This is a genomic window from Daeguia caeni, assembly GCF_042653845.1.
Taxonomy (GTDB): Bacteria; Pseudomonadota; Alphaproteobacteria; order Rhizobiales; family Rhizobiaceae; genus Brucella; species Brucella caeni.
In genome coordinates this window covers 54,598-71,571 of record NZ_JBHSEL010000023.1, presented here as the reverse complement: position 1 = coordinate 71,571, position 16,974 = coordinate 54,598, and the positions used below count along the sequence as shown (strand labels likewise).

The window sequence follows — 16,974 nt, the reverse complement described above, 5'->3', positions numbered from 1 at the left end:
GGAAAAGACATGGCACAGTATTTTCTCGGCGTTGATGTCGGCACGGGCAGTGCGCGTGCCGGCCTTTTCGACGCCAAGGGTGAAATGCTTGGCTCCGCCAAGCGTGACATCAAGATGTGGCGCGAGGCTGGGAGCGTCGTTGAACAGTCCAGCAATGATATATGGCAGGCAGTCTGCGCAAGCGTGCGCGAGGCGGTGGAAAAATCCGGCGTGGATGCTGCTGCCATTGCCGGCATCGGCTATGATGCTACCTGCTCGCTGGTCGTGCTGGGTGAGGGAGGCAAGCCGATCTCGGTGAGCCCTTCCAATGATCCCGAACGCAATATCATCGTCTGGATGGATCATCGCGCCGTCGGTCAGGCAGAACGCATCAATGCAACCAGGGCGAAGGTTCTGGATTATGTCGGTGGCACCATTTCGCCGGAAATGGAAACGCCAAAGATCCTGTGGCTGAAGGAAAACAAGCCGGAGACCTATCAGGCGGCATGGCAGTTCTTTGATCTGGCTGATTTTCTGACCTGGAAATCATGTGGCAGCCTTGCACGCTCGGCCTGCACGGTCACCTGCAAATGGACCTATCTTGCGCATGAAAACCGCTGGGATGAGGGCTATTTCCGCCAGATCGGGCTCAATGAACTGGCCGATGAAGGTTTCAAGCGCATCGGCACGGAAGTTCGCCCCGGCGGTGATTATCTTGGTCAGTTGAGCGAGGCTGCGGCCCATGATCTTGGCTTGAAGCCTGGCATTGCCGTTGCATCCGGTCTGATCGATGCCCATGCCGGTGGCGTGGGGACGATTGGTGCGCGCGGTGATGCGGGCACGCTTCTTTCGCGCATGGCCTATGTGTTCGGTACATCCGCCTGCACCATGACGCCGACGACAGAGCCGGTTTTTGTCGATGGCGTCTGGGGCCCGTATTACTCGGCCATGGTGCCGGGTACATGGCTCAATGAAGGCGGGCAATCAGCGGCTGGCGCTGCGATCGATCATCTGATTCACATGCATCCATTTGCGCCGGAAGCGGAAAGGCTGGCGGCGGAAAAAGGTATGGGACTGGCCGACAGTTTGGCGGCAGAGGTTGAAAGGCTGGGTGGCGCTGCCAATGTGGCTCAGATTGTCGCGGACATTCATGTCGTGCCGGAATTTCTGGGCAATCGTGCGCCTTTTGCCGATCCGGATGCTCGCGCCATCATTGCCGGTCTGACACTTGATGCCGATCTGGCCAGCCTGACCGCACTTTATCTTGCAGGCCTTTGCGGCCTTGGCTATGGTGCCCGCCAGATTGTCGAAGCGCAAAAAGCCAAGGGCATTCATACCGATACGATTGTGGTCAGTGGCGGTGCGGCGCGCTCGAATCTCGTGCGTCAGATTCTGGCCGATACGACAGGGCTTGCCATTGCCGCTTCAACCTCACCGGAACCTGTTCTGCTTGGCTCCGCCATGCTGGGTGCAGTTGCAGCAAAGGCCTATCCGGACCTTGGAACGGCGATGAGTGCAATGTCGGAACTGGGAGCGATCAACCGGCCAAATGACGCTGTGCTTGCCTGGCATGAAAGTCGCTATGAGGCCTTCAAGCTGTTGCAGACAACAGCGCGTAAGATCCGCACCATGTGAGTGTGACGCGATGAGACAGAAAAGCCCGGCGGAAAAGCCGGGCTTTTGTTTTGGGCCAGTTACAGGCCGAGGAACTTGAACGGTTCAGATTCCTTGAACTTGTCATTGACGACACCGGAAAAGACATTGGTCTGTTCCGGTCCAAGGTCGAGCTTGAGCACTTTTCCCTTTTCGGAAAAGTCAAGCGTGTTGAGGTCAACCCAGAACACATTTGGCGTCAGTGCCGATTCAAAGAAATAGATGAGGTGTTTCTGGTCGGAGACTGTGCGCCAGCGCGTGGACGAAATGTTTGGCTGGTCTGGTGTGGTAATGCCGTAAGGCACCGAGACATTGCGGGTCACGCCAAAGACGCTGGCAATGGCTTCCTTGACATTTTCGGTTTTTGGAATGGCGTTGACATAGAAGGAGGCGCGGGCAAAACGGTCAGAGGCGCGGTTGGTGCCAGGCAGGAATACCGTGCCGCCAATTTCCTTCCAGTAGGAATTGAGCGCAAGCTGTTTCTCGAAGATTGGTGAATTGGTCATGACCTGATAGTCACGGCTGTGGTGGATGACCTGCTTGCCATCGATATATTCGATGATGGCGCTGTCACCGCTTGCATCCGAAATCGACAGATGCAGCGTTGCCAGACGGTCCATGCCTGGAACCTTGTCGGTGACAATGACAAAAGGTTCTTTTTCCAGTGCATCGACGGCTTCGGCAACTGTCGCGAAATTATCGAGCACATATTGCGCCCAGGCAGCAATGGTCAGGCCCGGGCCCTTGCTGTCATCGAATTCCGGATATTTGGATTCTGCCAGCCACAGAAGATTGGCGACAAGCCCTTTTTCATTCATACCATCTGTGGTGGAAACATCATAGCCGGTGGCAATCACGCTGCCGTACTTGGATGTCCACTTGATGGAATTCGGACCAGCTTCGCCGGAACGCTCCATACCGCGTGGGAAAACCCACAGATTGGTTCCCACATCGGTGCGCCAGTCCATCGAGCGGCCGGTAATGACATGGTTATTAGCGCCAAGATAGACCAGACGTGTGCAAGCATCTGCAACAGAAACCGTACTTGCAGCAATTGCAAGACCTGCTGCTGCAGCGGTGAATTTTTTCATCAAGAGTCCCAGCTTCATTTCTGTCTCCGCTTTTCGATTACTGAGATTTATTTCTACAGGAAAGTAAACGATCGTCCATAGGCAGATCAGATTTTGTTCCTGATTTTGGAAACAATCCTAATGACTGCCGGCACCTGCTGAATTGTCAGGTGGCTTCTTCACCAGCATGGCAAGCACAGCAAGGCTTACAAACATCAGCGTCAATATGTGGAACACATCGATGAATGAAAGCAGGGTTGCCTGCTGCAGCACCATGCCGGAAAGCTTCTTGAGGGCAATGGTGGCACCATCCAGACCCGCGGAATTGTATTTCGCCGTCAGCTTGGCCAGAAGCGATTCCGCTTCCGGATTACCCCAGCGCACATGTTCGGCAAGACGGGCATAGTGCAAGTCGCGTCGTTCCGTCAGAAGCGTATTGATGACGGCAAGACCAACAGCTCCCCCCAGATTGCGCATCAGGTTGAAGAGACCGGACGCCCCTTTCATCATCTGCGGTGGCAGCGTGCCAAGCGCGATATTGTTGATCGGCACCATGCAGATCATCAGCGAGCAGCCGCGCAGTATCTGCGGCACAAGCAGCTCGTCAAAATCCCAGTCCTTGGTAAGGCCCGTCACCATCCATGTGCCGGCAGCAAAGCCGATGAAGCCGATCATCATCATGAGACGCGGATCCATGCGAGCAGATAGAAAGCCTGCAACGGGGGCAGTGAAGAACATGGCAAGGCCACTGACAAACAGCGCCTCACCGATCATCAATGAATCATATCCGCGCACACTGCCGAGATAGAGTGGGTAGAGATAGGTGAGGCCATAAAGTCCGACACCCATGACGAAGGAAAACAGTGAGCCAAAGGAGAAATTGATGTTTCGGAAAGCCTGAAATTCGACAATGGGCTGTTCAGCGGTAAAGACACGATAGAAGAAGACGAGGGCGCCAATGAGAAGAACGATCGACATGATCAGGATATATTCATCCTCAAACCAGTCATTCTGGGGGCCTTCTTCCAGTACAAATTCCAGCGAGCCGAGAAAGGCAGCCATACCAAGCAGCCCCCACCAATCGAATTTGTCGAGCAGGGATTTGTCGCCCTTGTCGAAATCGATCAGGTTCCAGCAGGCGATGGTAACGATGATGCCAGGGCCAACATTGACCAGAAACAGCCAGTGCCACGAGAATGTATGGCTGAGATAACCGCCTATCGTCGGGCCGACCGTTGGGGCCATGGTGGCAACCAGGCCGATCATGGGGGACACGACGGAGCGTTTTGACGGCGGAAAAATGGTAAAGGCTGCGGCAAACACGCTTGGGATCATGCCGCCGCCAATAAAGCCCTGGATGGCGCGATAGACGATCATTTCATTGATGCTGCTTGCCGTCGCGCACAATATGCTGGCGATGGTGAAACCGGCCGCTGATAATGAAAACAGAACGCGCGTTGAAAGCAGGCGTCCCAGAAAACCCGACAGCGGGATCATGATCACTTCGGCGATCAGATAGGATGTCTGCACCCAGGAAATTTCGTCGGAACTGGCGCCAAGACCGGCCTGAATTTCAGCAAGCGAGGCCGAGACGATCTGAATGTCCAGAATGGCCATGAACATGCCAAAGACCATGGCCATGAAGCCGATGGCCTTTTTGATGTCGACGCTTTCTTCTTTTCCCGGCAGGGCTGGTGCAGCATTGCCGATTGGTGTGTCAGCGGACATTCTGGCGCTCCGAAAGAAAATGAGCAGGCACGTCTTCCAAAAGCGCAATCCGGCTGCGGGAGACATGCGTTTGATCAACAATGCGCGGCAAGGGCTGCCGCGGCATTTCGTTAATGGCTGTCTGTCTCTGGTGAGGTGCGCGTATCAATATCGACGATCACGCTCAGGCCAGCCCGGATCTTGCCGGTCTTGAGGGCTTCCTGTGGCACTTCGATGCGCACGGGCACACGTTGCACGACCTTGGTGAAATTGCCGGTGGCATTTTCTGGCGGCAGCAATGAGAAAACCGCGCCCGAAGCCGGTGAAATGGAAACGACCTTGCCTTCAAAACGGTCGCCTTCAATGGCATCCACCCTGATATGGGCGGTTGCGCCAGGCTTGATGTGGGCCAGTTGCGTTTCCTTGTAATTGGCGTCGACATAGAGTTCGTGAATAGGCACCAGTGCCGCAATCTTCTGGCCGGCGGAAACAAGGTCGCCCTTCTTGGCGGAAAGATTGCCGATCACGCCGTCAAATGGCGCACGCAAGGTCGTGAATGACAGATCTCGTGCGGCCTTGTCGCGTGCAAGTTCCAGCGAGCGCGTCACGCTTGCGGTTTCATCATATTGCGCCTGCAGGACGGCAACATTGGCCTTGGCCGAGGCGACCAGTGCCTCTGCGCTGTCAAACTTGGCCTGCGCCTGATCCAGGGCGGACTGGGCATTGTCCAGTTCTGCCTTTGAGACAAAGCGCGTTGCATGCAGTTTCTGTACGCGGTCGATCGTGGCTTGCGCATTGGTCAGGACGGCCTTGGCAGCCTTTTGTTCGGCTTCTGCCTGTTGCAATGTGGCTTCGGCTGCAAGCTTCTGCGCCTGAATGCGTGCTAGCGTCTGCTTCTGGGTTGCAAGCCTTGCTTCGGCTTCATCAAGGGCAATCTTGTAGTCGCCGTCATCAAGCTGGAACAGGATATCGCCTGCCTTGACCTCCTGATTGGCGACAATATCGATGCGATCAATATAACCCGTCACCTTGGGCGAGATCGAGGCGATGTCACCCTGTACATAGGCGTCGTCCGTCGAAACCATGAAACGGCCGACTGTCCACCAGTCATATCCGTACCAGAGGCCGGCAGCGACTGCGACGGTGAGCAGCCCTGACAATATGAAGCGTTTGCTGATGCTCTTTTTCGCTGCAGGCTGTATCTCACCGGACGTGCCACTCTTTGCATAGGCTTCAGGGTCAGGAGAGGGAGGCATGGTTCCAGAATGCTTGTCTGCAGGGAACGCGCGTATATCTGCCTGTTCTAGAGACTTGGAGGCGGGCATCAGTCAATCTCTCAAATTGAACGGGATTGAACCAATTGGTTCGATGTTGACTTAGTCCACTCCAGCCCTCATATCAAGAGATAATCGAACTGATCGGTTTAGTGAACGGTGCTGCAATGGATCTGGACGACTGTGGTAAATCAGCTGGTTCGATATCCGAACGTCAGCCTGATGGTATATGCCAGTCCGAAAGAATGGAACAGGAACATGCCATGGCGGCGGATGATTGCCTGTCGCCAGACTGTGCCCGTACGCGTCCTGCGGCTGGTCAGGATCCGGTCAAACGCCAGCAAATCCTTGAAGGAGCAAAGAAAGTCTTCCTGCGTATGGGCTTTGATGCGGCCAGCATGAACGATATTACGCGTGAGGCTGGCGTGTCCAAGGGGACGATCTACGTTTATTTCAACAGCAAGGAAGATCTGTTCGTTGCCTTGTGCGACCATTACCGCCAAACTACCTTCGGCGAATTGTTGGCGACCATTGAGAAGGGCTTTTCGAATCGCCAGGAGCTGATCGAATTCGGCGTCGCCATGGTGAAGCTGATTACGTCGCCGACTGCGATTCGCGCGCAACGGATTGTCATAGGTGTCAGTGAACGCAAGCCGGAACTGGCGGCAAAATTCTATGAACGCGGGCCAAAACGCAGTCTGACCATCATGGCGGACTATATAGAACGCATGATTACTGCCGGTGAACTAGTAAAACTGGATCCAATGAAAGCAGCCGCACAATTATCGGATCTTTTTCTGACAGGCTTTTACAGGCCCCGCCTGTTTGGTGCCATGAGTGAGCCGCCCAGTGATGAGGCCATACGCGAAAACGTCGAATCCGCCATCGACTTCTTCTTCAGGGCATATCAAAAAACATAGAAATTATAATATCTTATTATCGAATCAGTCTATCTGGCTGTCAATCGCAGAATCCGGCGATTTTGACCAATATCTGCCACATTCTTTTGAGTTATAGCCACCAGAAAATTGCACTAAATTGTTTGCGAGTTGCAAAAAAAATACGGTTTGCCATTATTTTTTAGTTGTCAAATTCATTGAGAGCAATTCAGCGGGAGGGTCTCTAATACTTACGTTGCCCATGAATATATTTGTAAGGATAATATAAATGAGTCTTGATCTGATACACTTCCCAAACTTTAAGAAGACTTTTTTCGGATCAGCGTTTCAAAACGATACCCTGGCGCTGTTAACGCACATTCGTGACGAAATAAATTGTCGTCACATCATTCATACGTATCATGGACGTATCAATGAAACGCCGAAGCCGAATTCATCGGATCTGACGGTAATTCTGACGGTGCCATCTGCCTGGATAGCGCGTTACTCGGCAAAAAACTATTTCAGCATTGATCCTGTATTCCAGGAGAATTCGCCTTTGAACTGTTCGGATGGCACTTCTGTCGTATGCGACATCATGGAGGGCCATGGGCCGGATTCAGCAGCCGCTGAACTTTACAGTGATGCTGAAAAACATGGTCTTGGCAATCTGTTCGTGGGTGCTTCGGCCTGCAATTCCAAGGGGGTTATCGGCCATACGGTTTTCACTTTCGATATTGGCGACCAGGATCGCAAAGAATTTATTGCCAAGATGCGTCCACGCCTGCTGAGCTATTCTGGAACGATCCAGAATGCCATTTGCGGTGCGCATGATGTGCGGTCTATCGTAAGCCTGCTTACGCCGCGCGAGATCGATTGCCTGAGCTGGGCAGCCAATGGCAAGACGGATGCCGAGATTGCGGAAATTCTGAACATTGCCCGCTGGACGGTGGTGACCTATCTTCAGAATGCCAAGATCAAGCTCAACTGTTCCAACAGAACGTCGGCAGTCGCAACGGCCCTGTCTCTTGGCATCATCGAAATGCCGGAGGTTCGCCATCTTCTCTGACGGCTGGCTGGATGGCGCAGCATGATATCTGCGTTGTGAGCTGGCCGTACAGTCCTAATTCGAAGCCATGGCTGGAACTGGTATGGTCGAACTGGTGAAGAGTCAGCGCGCTTGCTTCGGATACTTTTGCTCAAGGTCATCTGCTTTTCTTTCCCAAACGGCGCGCTGGTTTGGGATGAGTCTGTATGAGGGGAGCATAGAGCATTCCATTGATTCTGAGCATATCAGAGCATATGGAATGCTCTACATTCCGTTTGGGCGGCCCGACACAGCAATTTGCCTGCCATTTCGGTGCCATTTTATCAAATCAAGCGATCACGCGCCTATAGCCGCTTCAGGAAAGGTGGGAACCGGTTTTCCGCCTGAAACCGCGGAAAACCAATATGCTGGCGCAATAGCATTTCTGTGAAAACCTGGATTGCCCTAATGTGAGCCGCATTTTTCACAGACGCCGCGCAGCTCAAGCGTGGTTTTGCTGGCCTTGAAGCCATTTTGCAGCCCCCAGGCCTCAACAAGATTTTCAATCGCAGCGTCTGAAAATTCGGTGACCTGTCCACATTGTTCGCAAATCGCAAAGGCTGTCAGCCCATGCCGATGACATTGCGATTGTGAGCAGGCGACAAAGGAGTTGAGGCTTTCCAGCCGGTGGATCAGGCCGTAATCGAGCAGCTTTTCCAGCGCGCGATAAACCTGCAAGGGCGCGCGAAAGCCTTCATCACGTAGCTGGTCAAGAATTGTATAGGCGCTTAATGGGCCTTCCGCCTTGGACAACACCTCATAGACGAGTGACTGATTGCGGGTCAGTTCATACGGTATGTGATGGTGATGATGGCTCATTTGGCAATCTGCTCCGATGAAGTCTTGCGTCTGTTTGCTGGCAGCAATCCCAGAATGAAAACAATCAGTGCCGCAACAACAATCGATGGGCCTGATGGGGTGTCGAACTGAACCGACCCGTAAAGTCCGCCGACAACACCTGCCACACCAATCAGTGCCGCAAGGAACGCCATTTGTTCGGGCGTTGTTGCGAAACGACGTGCTGTTGCAGCAGGAATGATCAGCAAGGCTGTAATCAGCAATATACCAACAATCTTCATTGCAATGGCAATAACAATTGCCAGCAACAGCATGAAAATGATGCGCGAAAGGGCAGGGTTCAAGCCTTCGGCATGGGCAATGTCCTCGCTCACCGTCGAGGCGAGAAGCGGGCGCCAGATTGCGGCAAGGACAGCCAGAACCAGCGCGCCACCGGCATAAATGATTGCAATGTCGCTGCGTGATACGGCCAGAATGTCGCCAAACAGCAAGGACAAGAGATCAAAGCGGATCCAGGTCATGAAAGCCACGATCACTAGGCCAAGTGACAGGGTGGCATGTGAGAGAATGCCAAGCAGTGAGTCCGCTGACAGCGAATTGCGCCGTTGCAGCAAAAGCAGAACGCCGGAAATGGCAAGCGTAACGACAAAGACACCCAGCATCAGATTGAGATCAAGGATCAACGCAAGCGCAACGCCAAGCAGGGCCGAATGCGCCATCGTATCACCAAAATAGGCCATGCGGCGCCAGACAATGAAACAGCCAAGCGGCCCGGTGGTGATGGCAAGGCCAATGCCGGCAATGAGGGCTCGGGTGAGGAAATCATCAAGCACGGTTCAGGTCCCCGTGGTGTCTGAGGCCGGTCCCATGCTCGTGCTCATGGTGATGACCATCATGCTTGTGGCAATGGTCAGTCACTGTGCCATCGGCGTGCAGCACGCGTCCGTCGGGCAGATGGGTATGGTCGTGATTATGCTGGTAGAGCGCAAGCGGCGATGCGGCACGGCTGCCAAACAGCGCCATATATTCCGGACTTGCAGAAACGACGCCGGGGCTGCCCGAACAGCAGACATGGCCATTGAGGCAAAGCACACGGTCGGTCGCGGCCATGACCATGTGCAGGTCGTGGGAGATCAGCAGAATGCCGCAACCGGTTTCATCGCGCAGCCTTGCAATCAGCCCATAGAGATCAGACTCACCTGAAAAATCAATACCTTGCATAGGCTCATCCAGTACCATCACATTAGGTTTGCGGGCAATGGCGCGCGCCATCAGCGTGCGTTGCATCTCACCGCCAGACAGATGTGCAATCTCGGCATGGATAAGGTGGCTGATGCCGACAAGTTCAAGGGCGGCCATGAGCTCATCCCGTTTGAGGGGCCCTGTCAGCGTCATCAGCCGCTCGACCGTCAAGGGCATGGTGCGGTCGATATGGATCTTCTGTGGCACATAACCGATGCGCAAATCCCGCGCATGAATGACCTCACCCTCATCCGGCCGAATGATGTGCAAAGCCAGCTTGGCGGTGGTGCTTTTGCCCGCACCATTGGGACCTATCAGGGTCACGATTTCGCCCGAGCTGATCGTCAGGTCGACATTGCGCACCAGCCAGCGGCCATCGCGACACACACCGGCATTGTTGAGTGCAATCAGTGGCTCTTTATTATGTAAACTGGGCTTGGCGCACATTATCAGCCATTTTCATGAGTATTTATTGTCAGGATCCTGTTTTCACGGCCACGTGGTCACCATTCCAGATGGCAGTCTGCCCTGACAATAGGACAGGCAGTGTCATCCCGATGGAATTACGCAATGTCACTTATCAGGCAATGTCCGAAATATTGCGAATTCGGGTGCGTGAGAAACAGGCTTGATATGACTTATGCCATACGTTATAGAGTAACGCAACTGTAATAAAATAACATATCATTCTTCATCGATTTTTCCAGAAAGCAAGGCAATGAAGTCTCTCTGTCTGACCAAGAAAACCACTGACTGGGGCACAAGAACGGGTTCAAGCTGGCATGGAAGCATCAGTGCGTTCCTGCTTGCGATGGCATTTGGTTTTGCCCTTTCCTCTTCCTCTAAGGCGGCCGGGTTCGAAGGTGTGGTGGTGTCGATCAAGCCGTTGCATTCGCTCGTTGCCGCAGTCATGAAGGGTGTTGATGAACCAAAGCTCATTGTTCAGGGCGCAGGCTCGGCTCACAGCTATTCGATGAAACCGTCTGATGCCGATGCCATGCAGAAGGCAAGGGTCATTTTCTGGGCAGGGCCGGGGCTTGAGACATTTCTGGCCAAACCCATCGAGACCTTGGGGCAGGGCTCTGAAATCGTGGAACTTGGAACTGCTAAAGGATTGAAAAAACTGCCATTTCGTGAGGGTGGACCGTTTGAAGCGCATGATCATGGCGAGGAGGGGGGGCATGATCAGCATCATGAGGGTGGCCATGATCATGACCATGAACACCCTGACAGTCATAAAAGCCATGCCGAGCATGCTGGGCATGACCATGTACATGCAGATCATGACTTGCATTTCTGGCTTGATCCCGACAATGCTGAAGCGCTTGTGACAGATATTGCCGCAAGGCTCAGCGAAATAGATCCGGAACATGCGCGGCTTTATCAGGACAATGCCAAGGCCTATCGTGCAGGGCTTGCCGCATTGGGAAAACAGGTGGCAGCCGAGCTGGAGCCGGTCAGGGGCCAGCCCTTTATCGTTTTCCATGATGCCTATCAGTATTTCGAAAATCGTTTCGGGCTGAATGCGGTTGGCTCTATCACGGTGAGCCCCGAAAAGGCGCCAGGCGCAGCAAGACTCCGCCAAATTAATGAAAAGATTGTACAATCAGGCGCGGTTTGTGTCTTCTCCGAGCCGCAATTCGAGTCTCGTCTGGTCAATACGATCATTGAAGGCACCAATGCCAAAACCGGTGTGCTCGACCCGCTTGGGGCAGATCTGGAACCGGGGCCAGAGCTTTATCCGCAGCTCATCCGCAATCTGGCAAAATCGCTGAAGGATTGTCTCTCACCCGTGCAATAATTCGTGCATTGCGGGTTGAGATCCAGCTTATTAGATGATGCTATAACAGTCGCTCCAGTCTGGACTGGAGCGGCCTTTCTTTGTGCATATGTACCTTTACTGCACCAATTGGCCGCCAGCAAACTGCTTGTTTCGTACGGCAGCAAATTTAACCTTTGCAGATATAAGCGTGAAACATGCACCAAAGGAGTGAGGGTAATGCAGGGATTAACCCGCAGAGGTTTTCTGACAGTTTCTGCCGCAGCAGGCATGGCTGCGTTTGGCGGAATGCGCATCTCGAAAGCACAGGAGAATGCGCTCTATGAAGCGGCTAAGGCTGAAGGTGAGTTAAACCTCTACTGGGGTTCCTATGAGCAGAAGACGATGGATGACATCGTTGCCGCCTTCAAGGCAAAGTATCCGGGTATCAATGTCAATCTCCTGCGTCAGGCTTCACAGACGGTCTATACCCGTCTGCGCCTTGAAATGCAGAATGACGCCGTCCAATGTGACTCGCTTGGCACCACCAATGCGCTGCATTTCGCTGAGCTGAAGGCTGTTGGCGCACTGCGTCCCTATACGGTTCCGAATGCCGATGTGATCCCGGAAGCTTTCCGCCACCTCGATCCGGACAACATGTTCCATCTGGGCGCAATCAGCATCATCTGCATCAACCGTTCATCGGCCATTGAAGGTCCGAAGTCGTGGCAGGATATGGTCAGCGGCAAATTCGAGGGCGAAATCTGCTCGGGCAGCCCGGCCCATTCCGGCGACGTTGCCCACTGGGTTGTCGCGATGCTGGCCAAGTACGGCGATGATTTCCTGCGTGAATTCGCCAAGCAGAAGCCGAAGATCGGCCAGTCGAGTGTTGATACCGTCACCGATATTCTCTCTGGTGAGCGCAAGATTGGTGCGGCCGCACCATACAGCTACACGCTTGGCCAGAAAGCTGCAGGTAACCCGATTGATGTCACCCTACCGGAAGATGGCACCATTCTCAATCTCGGCATCACCGGCATCCCTGCCAAGGCGCCGCATCCGAATGCAGGCCAGCTCTTTAACGAATTTCTCTATTCGCCTGAGGTTTCGCAGGTACTGGCTGCCAATTACTGGCCGACGCTCAATACCAGTGTGCCGTGGAATGGTGGCCTGACGCTTAATTCCATCAACTGGTATCGCAACCCGACTGAAAATCTGCCGCAGGCGATGGAAGAAGCTATCGCTAAATGGAAAGAACTTGTCGTTTAACGGCAGCGTTTTTCTACGATCCTGATCCAATGGCGGTTGCGGGAGGGAAGAGACCGCAACCGACAAACAGAAATTGAGCCGTGAATGACTGTTTCATCCGGAACCCTGCAAGAAGCGGCTGCAACCAGTCGCCGCGCTTTTTTCGAGCGCTTCCCCCGTTACATCGTGATTGCAATTGTTGTAGCAGCATTGCTGCTTCTGATTGCTCATCCGCTGGGATGGATTGTCTGGAACTCTCTCCACGATGACAAGACGCAGGCACTGACGCTTGCCAATTACCAGCGCATTTTCTCAAGCATGTCGCTCATTCAGCCCATGCTGAATTCGCTGCTGCTGGCCTCCTTGGTCGCGCTGTTCTCCACTCTTATCGGTGTGCCTTTGGCCTGGCTGGTCTCGCGGTCCAACATGCCCTTTCGGGGTCTGGTTCGTGCGCTGACCATGGCAGCCTTTGTTACGCCGTCCTTTGTTGGTGCGCTTGGCTGGATCCTGCTTGCCGCTCCGCGTTCTGGCTGGCTCAATACTGGCTTCATGTATCTGACCGGCTCAGCCGAACCACTCTTCAATATCTATACACTCATCGGCACGATCTTCGTCTGCACGATTTATACAGTGCCCTATACATTCGCGCTGGTTTCAAGCGCTTTTGATGAAATGGCTGTCGAACTGGAGGATGCCGCCCAGACGCTTGGTGCCGGTAAATGGCGTACCATGATGTCGATCACCATACCTCTGGCAAGCCCCGCCTTCCTCGTCGGCTTCATCCTCTCCTTCATCCAGGGTATGACACTGTTTGGTGTGCCAGCCTTCCTGCTCACGCCTGCGCGCATTCCGGTCGTCACCACGCAGCTGGCCGAATTTTACCAGATGTTTCCGCCGGAGATCTATCTCTCGGCAGCCTACTGCATGCCGCTGGTGCTTGTCACCGCCGTTCTTTTCTATGTCCGAAAGCGCATTCTGGGCCGGAAGCAGTTCACCACCATTGGTGGGAAGAGCCGCCGCACGCGTCTGGTCGAGCTTGGCCGTGGTGCCCGCTGGATTGGCTTCCTCTTTGCCATGATCGTGCCGGTTACGGCGGTTATCCTGCCTTATGCGGTGCTCCTTCTTGTTTCGCTGTCAAAGGCTTGGGGCATGGGCCCGGTCGCCGGCAACTTTACGCTTGAATGGTACCGCTGGGCATTGATCGACAATGCCGAAACCAAGCGCGCCATTGTCAATTCGCTCGTCTATGCCGGTATCGCTGCCTCCTTCTGCATGTTGCTTGGCGTCGTGGTTGCCTATCTGTCCGAACGCCGTCTGATGCGTGGAGCTGCGGTTCTGGGTGCGCTTGCCACCATTCCTATCATCATTCCGGGCATCGTGCTTTCGGTCGGCTATTTCTCTGCCTATACCCGTCCGCCATTCAACCTCTATGGTTCCGGAATTCTGGTGATTGCAGCTTTCATTGCCACCTTCCTGCCGATTGCCTATTCGCAAGGGGCGGCCACCATCAAGGGCATCAGCCCGGATCTGGAGCGGGCAGCCCGCAGCGTTGGCGCCGGTGAAATCCGCACCTTTACCAGAATCACCGTACCGCTCATGCGCGCGGGTCTGGTCTCGGGCTGGCTGCTTGTATTCATCCCGATCATCCGTGAGCTTTCGGTTGCAATCTTCCTTGTCTCGCCGAAGACCAATGTGATGACCACCCTTATCTACAACTTCAAGGATGGCGGTCGCTATGAGGCCGTGGCTGCAACTAGCATCGTCCTTCTCGCCGGTACGATTGTGATCGTGCTTCTTGCCCGCCTTCTGGTCGGACAGGGCAGCCGTCGTACCAGCAATAGCGTCTAAGACCGGAGCCCACCCATGAGCGATATTCGCATCAAGAACCTGAACAAGAGCTTTGGTAACTACCACGCGGTTCGTAATCTCAATATCGAACTGCAGGACGGGCATCTGCTTGCCCTGCTTGGGCCTTCCGGCTGCGGCAAGTCCACCACGCTGCAGTTGCTGGCGGGCTTCGAGACGGTGACCTCCGGTGAAATCTGGACCGGCGACACGCTGCTTTCCCATGCTGATGGCGTCATTCCGCCGGAAAAGCGCGGCATTTCGCTGGTGTTCCAGAACTATGCCGTCTGGCCGCATATGACGGTTGCCGAAAACATTGCCTTTGGCCTGAAACTGCGCAAGCTTTCGCGTGCCGATGTCGAGACCGGCACAAGGCGCGCGCTTGATACCGTGCGCCTCGGACATCTGGCGGATCGCTATCCATCGGAGCTTTCCGGTGGTCAGCAGCAACGCGTTGCACTGGCCCGCGCCCTTGCCGTGCAGCCGAAGATCCTGCTTCTCGACGAACCGCTCTCCAATCTTGACGCAGCACTGCGCGAGGAAATGCGGTTTGAGATCCGCCGCGTTCATGACGAACTGGGCATCACCACTGTCTATGTTACGCATGACCAGTCCGAGGCGCTGGTAACCGCTGACCGTATCGCGGTGATGAAAATGGGTGAGCTGCAGCAGTTTGCCTCACCGGAAGAAGTCTTCGATACACCGGCCAACATCTTTGTTGCTTCCTTCATAGGCAACAACAACACGATTCCTGCCGTTTCAGCCGGACACGGTGCCGTACGCATCGGTTCCAGCCTCATCAAGGGTACGGATCGCAGCCAAAGGGTCGCAGGCCAGGACGTCGCGCTCATCATTCGTCCCGGTCTCGTCAGGCTGGTTGACAACAAGAGCGCCTTTGACAATTGCCTGACCGGCAAAGTCTTGCGTTCTTCCTATCTTGGTGAAAGTCGCGACATTCTGGTCGAGCTGGAAACAGGTGAAACCATGCGTGCCTTCATCCAGCCGCAGTTTCGTCCGGTCGTTGGTGACATCGTCACGCTGGAACTGCCAGAACAGAACTGCCAGATCCTCGCTCGCGACTGATCCTGTCTTATGGGTCTCATTGCGGCCTTGCAGGGCAAATTGCCCCTGTCCCCTGCAACAAGATTGCGGGGGATATTGCTGTTTCACATGATGGCTGTCTTTGCCCGCTGCTTTCTTGTGGTGGTCATCCCGGTTGCAGCCTATGAGCGGCTTGGCAGTGCGGGTGAGGTCAGCGTCATCTATCTCATTGCAAGCTGCCTTGCCTTTTGTACCAGCCTGTTCATGCCAAGGCTGCTTGCCCGTTATGGTCAGGATCTCGCAGTCCATTTCGGGCTTTTGAGTGCCGTCCTCATGGCGGTCTTCTTGTTTCTGCCATGGAAATGGACACTGGTGCCAGCCGTGGTTGCCCATGTGCTTATGTCCGCTTTGTTTGAAGGGGCGGCAGGCTTTGCCGCTATGCGTGCCGTGCCACGCACTTTGCGTGGTCATTATGAATCGCAGCGGGTCATGTATGGTGGGGTTGGCTTTGTGGTTGCCCCCTTCTTGGCCTCGGTCATGATGCACAACAATATGGGATCACTTGCAGTTTTGACTGCAAGCGGCTGCGGACTTGTTGCCTGGCTGATCATGCGTATCAGCGTTGGCTCACTGGGAAACAGGCAGAGCACGAGGCCCATTCCTGGCGCGGACAGAACCCGCTCTTCCAACTCTTCCAACGTGCTCAAACGCTTCATCGCATCGCATGGCATGCGTACGGCCTGGCTCCTTGCTGTGGGGCGGGCCGTGTGGTGGAACATGCTCTATACCTATTCACCACTTCTTGCCATTGCTTCGGCTGTTGATCTCGTCTGGTCAGGCGCGTTGATTTCGGCAACTTCCTGCCTCTTGCTTGTTGTGCCGCTCTGGGCTGTCGTCTTGCGCCGCAATGGCCCACGGCGCTTCATGTTTGCTGCCTATGGGGCATGCGGCTTGCTGACCATTTTCGCCGGTATTGCCGGCCATGTTTCCTTCTTCATTGCGGCGGCTTTTCTGATGATTGCCTCCATTGCCATGAGCGCGATCGACAGTGTTGGCAATGGGCTCTTCCTGCGCGCGCTCAGGCAAAGACAGGCAACGGAAATGGTTCCTATCTTCTACACGTTTCGTGATGTGGCGCAGATTTCGTCAGCTGCCGTCTATGCGCTGTTACTCATTGTTTTCGAGGTCACAGATGTCTTTACCTTTACCGGCATCATCACGTTAGGCTTTTCGCTGCTCTGTCTGGGACTGCCACGCCGTGCACTGTGAAAAGCGTACATTCAGTGCACATATCAAGTCGGGATTAACTGATTGTTCGTGCCCTCGCGACTGGCGATAGTGGGGCTGTCCAGCCGTTTCAGGCTGATCATACATCTTCAAGAAATGCCATTGC

Annotated in this window: 15 protein-coding genes; 9 read left to right on the top strand and 6 right to left on the bottom strand. The window is 54.4% G+C overall.

What is annotated here, in order from left to right:
* The first annotated feature begins 9 nt into the window (after window positions 1-9).
* Window positions 10-1,614: an FGGY-family carbohydrate kinase gene (locus tag ACFO1V_RS02160; RefSeq protein WP_374831571.1), complete on the top strand. Its 1,605-nt coding sequence runs from the start codon at window positions 10-12 to the stop codon at window positions 1,612-1,614.
* Window positions 1,615-1,673: 59 nt separating this feature from the next.
* Here the strand turns inward: ACFO1V_RS02160 and ACFO1V_RS02155 are convergent, their stop codons facing one another.
* The 3 genes from ACFO1V_RS02155 to ACFO1V_RS02145 all read right to left on the bottom strand — a co-directional run bounded on the left by ACFO1V_RS02155 (window position 1,674) and on the right by ACFO1V_RS02145 (window position 5,734).
* Window positions 1,674-2,723: a linear amide C-N hydrolase gene (locus ACFO1V_RS02155; protein WP_374831633.1), complete on the bottom strand. Its 1,050-nt coding sequence runs from the start codon at window positions 2,721-2,723 to the stop codon at window positions 1,674-1,676.
* A gap of 117 nt (window positions 2,724-2,840) precedes the next feature.
* The gene (locus tag ACFO1V_RS02150; protein WP_374831569.1) at window positions 2,841-4,430 is read right to left on the bottom strand and encodes a DHA2 family efflux MFS transporter permease subunit; all 1,590 of its coding nucleotides are present in this window, start codon (window positions 4,428-4,430) and stop codon (window positions 2,841-2,843) included.
* Window positions 4,431-4,540: 110 nt separating this feature from the next.
* A complete protein-coding gene (locus tag ACFO1V_RS02145; protein WP_374831567.1) occupies window positions 4,541-5,734 on the bottom strand; it encodes an HlyD family secretion protein in 1,194 nt (397 codons plus the stop codon).
* Between the two features lie 212 nt (window positions 5,735-5,946).
* Between ACFO1V_RS02145 and ACFO1V_RS02140 the strand changes: the two genes are divergently transcribed.
* The 3 genes from ACFO1V_RS02140 to ACFO1V_RS02130 all read left to right on the top strand — a co-directional run bounded on the left by ACFO1V_RS02140 (window position 5,947) and on the right by ACFO1V_RS02130 (window position 8,039).
* Window positions 5,947-6,603 carry a TetR/AcrR family transcriptional regulator gene (locus tag ACFO1V_RS02140; protein WP_380075045.1) on the top strand — a complete coding sequence of 219 codons (657 nt, stop codon included), beginning with the start codon at window positions 5,947-5,949 and terminating at the stop codon, window positions 6,601-6,603.
* Between the two features lie 247 nt (window positions 6,604-6,850).
* Complete coding sequence (locus ACFO1V_RS02135) at window positions 6,851-7,630, top strand: LuxR C-terminal-related transcriptional regulator (protein WP_374831565.1); 780 nt, start codon at window positions 6,851-6,853, stop codon at window positions 7,628-7,630.
* Between the two features lie 82 nt (window positions 7,631-7,712).
* Complete coding sequence (locus ACFO1V_RS02130) at window positions 7,713-8,039, top strand: hypothetical protein (RefSeq protein ID WP_374831563.1); 327 nt, start codon at window positions 7,713-7,715, stop codon at window positions 8,037-8,039.
* Between the two features lie 14 nt (window positions 8,040-8,053).
* On the opposite strand, the gene ACFO1V_RS02125 is transcribed toward ACFO1V_RS02130, so the two are convergent.
* The 3 genes from ACFO1V_RS02125 to ACFO1V_RS02115 are packed head-to-tail and all read right to left on the bottom strand — an operon-like array spanning window position 8,054 to window position 10,135.
* Window positions 8,054-8,467, bottom strand: a complete 414-nt coding sequence (locus ACFO1V_RS02125; protein WP_374831561.1) for a Fur family transcriptional regulator — start codon at window positions 8,465-8,467, stop codon at window positions 8,054-8,056.
* On the bottom strand, window positions 8,464-9,279 hold the full coding sequence (gene znuB / locus ACFO1V_RS02120) for a zinc ABC transporter permease subunit ZnuB (RefSeq protein WP_374831559.1): 816 nt from the start codon (window positions 9,277-9,279) through the stop codon (window positions 8,464-8,466). The genes ACFO1V_RS02125 and znuB overlap by 4 nt, the downstream gene beginning before the upstream one ends.
* Window positions 9,272-10,135, bottom strand: coding sequence for an ATP-binding cassette domain-containing protein (locus ACFO1V_RS02115; protein WP_374831557.1), 864 nt, complete (start codon window positions 10,133-10,135; stop codon window positions 9,272-9,274). The genes znuB and ACFO1V_RS02115 overlap by 8 nt, the downstream gene beginning before the upstream one ends.
* A gap of 364 nt (window positions 10,136-10,499) precedes the next feature.
* Between ACFO1V_RS02115 and ACFO1V_RS02110 the strand changes: the two genes are divergently transcribed.
* From ACFO1V_RS02110 to ACFO1V_RS02090, 5 genes are all read left to right on the top strand, one after another.
* Window positions 10,500-11,489, top strand: coding sequence for a zinc ABC transporter substrate-binding protein (locus ACFO1V_RS02110; protein ID WP_374831629.1), 990 nt, complete (start codon window positions 10,500-10,502; stop codon window positions 11,487-11,489).
* A 198-nt stretch (window positions 11,490-11,687) separates the two neighbouring features.
* Window positions 11,688-12,716: an ABC transporter substrate-binding protein gene (locus ACFO1V_RS02105; protein WP_374831555.1), complete on the top strand. Its 1,029-nt coding sequence runs from the start codon at window positions 11,688-11,690 to the stop codon at window positions 12,714-12,716.
* 84 nt (window positions 12,717-12,800) lie between these two features.
* Window positions 12,801-14,543, top strand: coding sequence for an ABC transporter permease (locus ACFO1V_RS02100; RefSeq protein ID WP_374831553.1), 1,743 nt, complete (start codon window positions 12,801-12,803; stop codon window positions 14,541-14,543).
* A 15-nt stretch (window positions 14,544-14,558) separates the two neighbouring features.
* Complete coding sequence (locus ACFO1V_RS02095) at window positions 14,559-15,623, top strand: ABC transporter ATP-binding protein (RefSeq protein WP_374831551.1); 1,065 nt, start codon at window positions 14,559-14,561, stop codon at window positions 15,621-15,623.
* Window positions 15,624-15,698: 75 nt separating this feature from the next.
* On the top strand, window positions 15,699-16,850 hold the full coding sequence (locus ACFO1V_RS02090) for an MFS transporter (protein WP_374831549.1): 1,152 nt from the start codon (window positions 15,699-15,701) through the stop codon (window positions 16,848-16,850).
* Window positions 16,851-16,974 lie beyond the last annotated feature (124 nt).

What these genes read in the sequence shown, in the direction of transcription:
- ACFO1V_RS02160 (WP_374831571.1), top strand. Translation starts at nt 10, where the DNA reads ATGGCACAGTATTTTCTCGGCGTTGATGTCGGCACGGGCAGTGCGCGT.
- ACFO1V_RS02155 (WP_374831633.1), bottom strand. Translation starts at nt 2,723, where the DNA reads ATGAAAAAATTCACCGCTGCAGCAGCAGGTCTTGCAATTGCTGCAAGT.
- ACFO1V_RS02150 (WP_374831569.1), bottom strand. Translation starts at nt 4,430, where the DNA reads ATGTCCGCTGACACACCAATCGGCAATGCTGCACCAGCCCTGCCGGGA.
- ACFO1V_RS02145 (WP_374831567.1), bottom strand. Translation starts at nt 5,734, where the DNA reads ATGCCCGCCTCCAAGTCTCTAGAACAGGCAGATATACGCGCGTTCCCT.
- ACFO1V_RS02140 (WP_380075045.1), top strand. Translation starts at nt 5,947, where the DNA reads ATGGCGGCGGATGATTGCCTGTCGCCAGACTGTGCCCGTACGCGTCCT.
- ACFO1V_RS02135 (WP_374831565.1), top strand. Translation starts at nt 6,851, where the DNA reads ATGAGTCTTGATCTGATACACTTCCCAAACTTTAAGAAGACTTTTTTC.
- ACFO1V_RS02130 (WP_374831563.1), top strand. Translation starts at nt 7,713, where the DNA reads ATGGTCGAACTGGTGAAGAGTCAGCGCGCTTGCTTCGGATACTTTTGC.
- ACFO1V_RS02125 (WP_374831561.1), bottom strand. Translation starts at nt 8,467, where the DNA reads ATGAGCCATCATCACCATCACATACCGTATGAACTGACCCGCAATCAG.
- ACFO1V_RS02115 (WP_374831557.1), bottom strand. Translation starts at nt 10,135, where the DNA reads ATGTGCGCCAAGCCCAGTTTACATAATAAAGAGCCACTGATTGCACTC.
- ACFO1V_RS02110 (WP_374831629.1), top strand. Translation starts at nt 10,500, where the DNA reads ATGGCATTTGGTTTTGCCCTTTCCTCTTCCTCTAAGGCGGCCGGGTTC.
- ACFO1V_RS02105 (WP_374831555.1), top strand. Translation starts at nt 11,688, where the DNA reads ATGCAGGGATTAACCCGCAGAGGTTTTCTGACAGTTTCTGCCGCAGCA.
- ACFO1V_RS02100 (WP_374831553.1), top strand. Translation starts at nt 12,801, where the DNA reads ATGACTGTTTCATCCGGAACCCTGCAAGAAGCGGCTGCAACCAGTCGC.
- ACFO1V_RS02095 (WP_374831551.1), top strand. Translation starts at nt 14,559, where the DNA reads ATGAGCGATATTCGCATCAAGAACCTGAACAAGAGCTTTGGTAACTAC.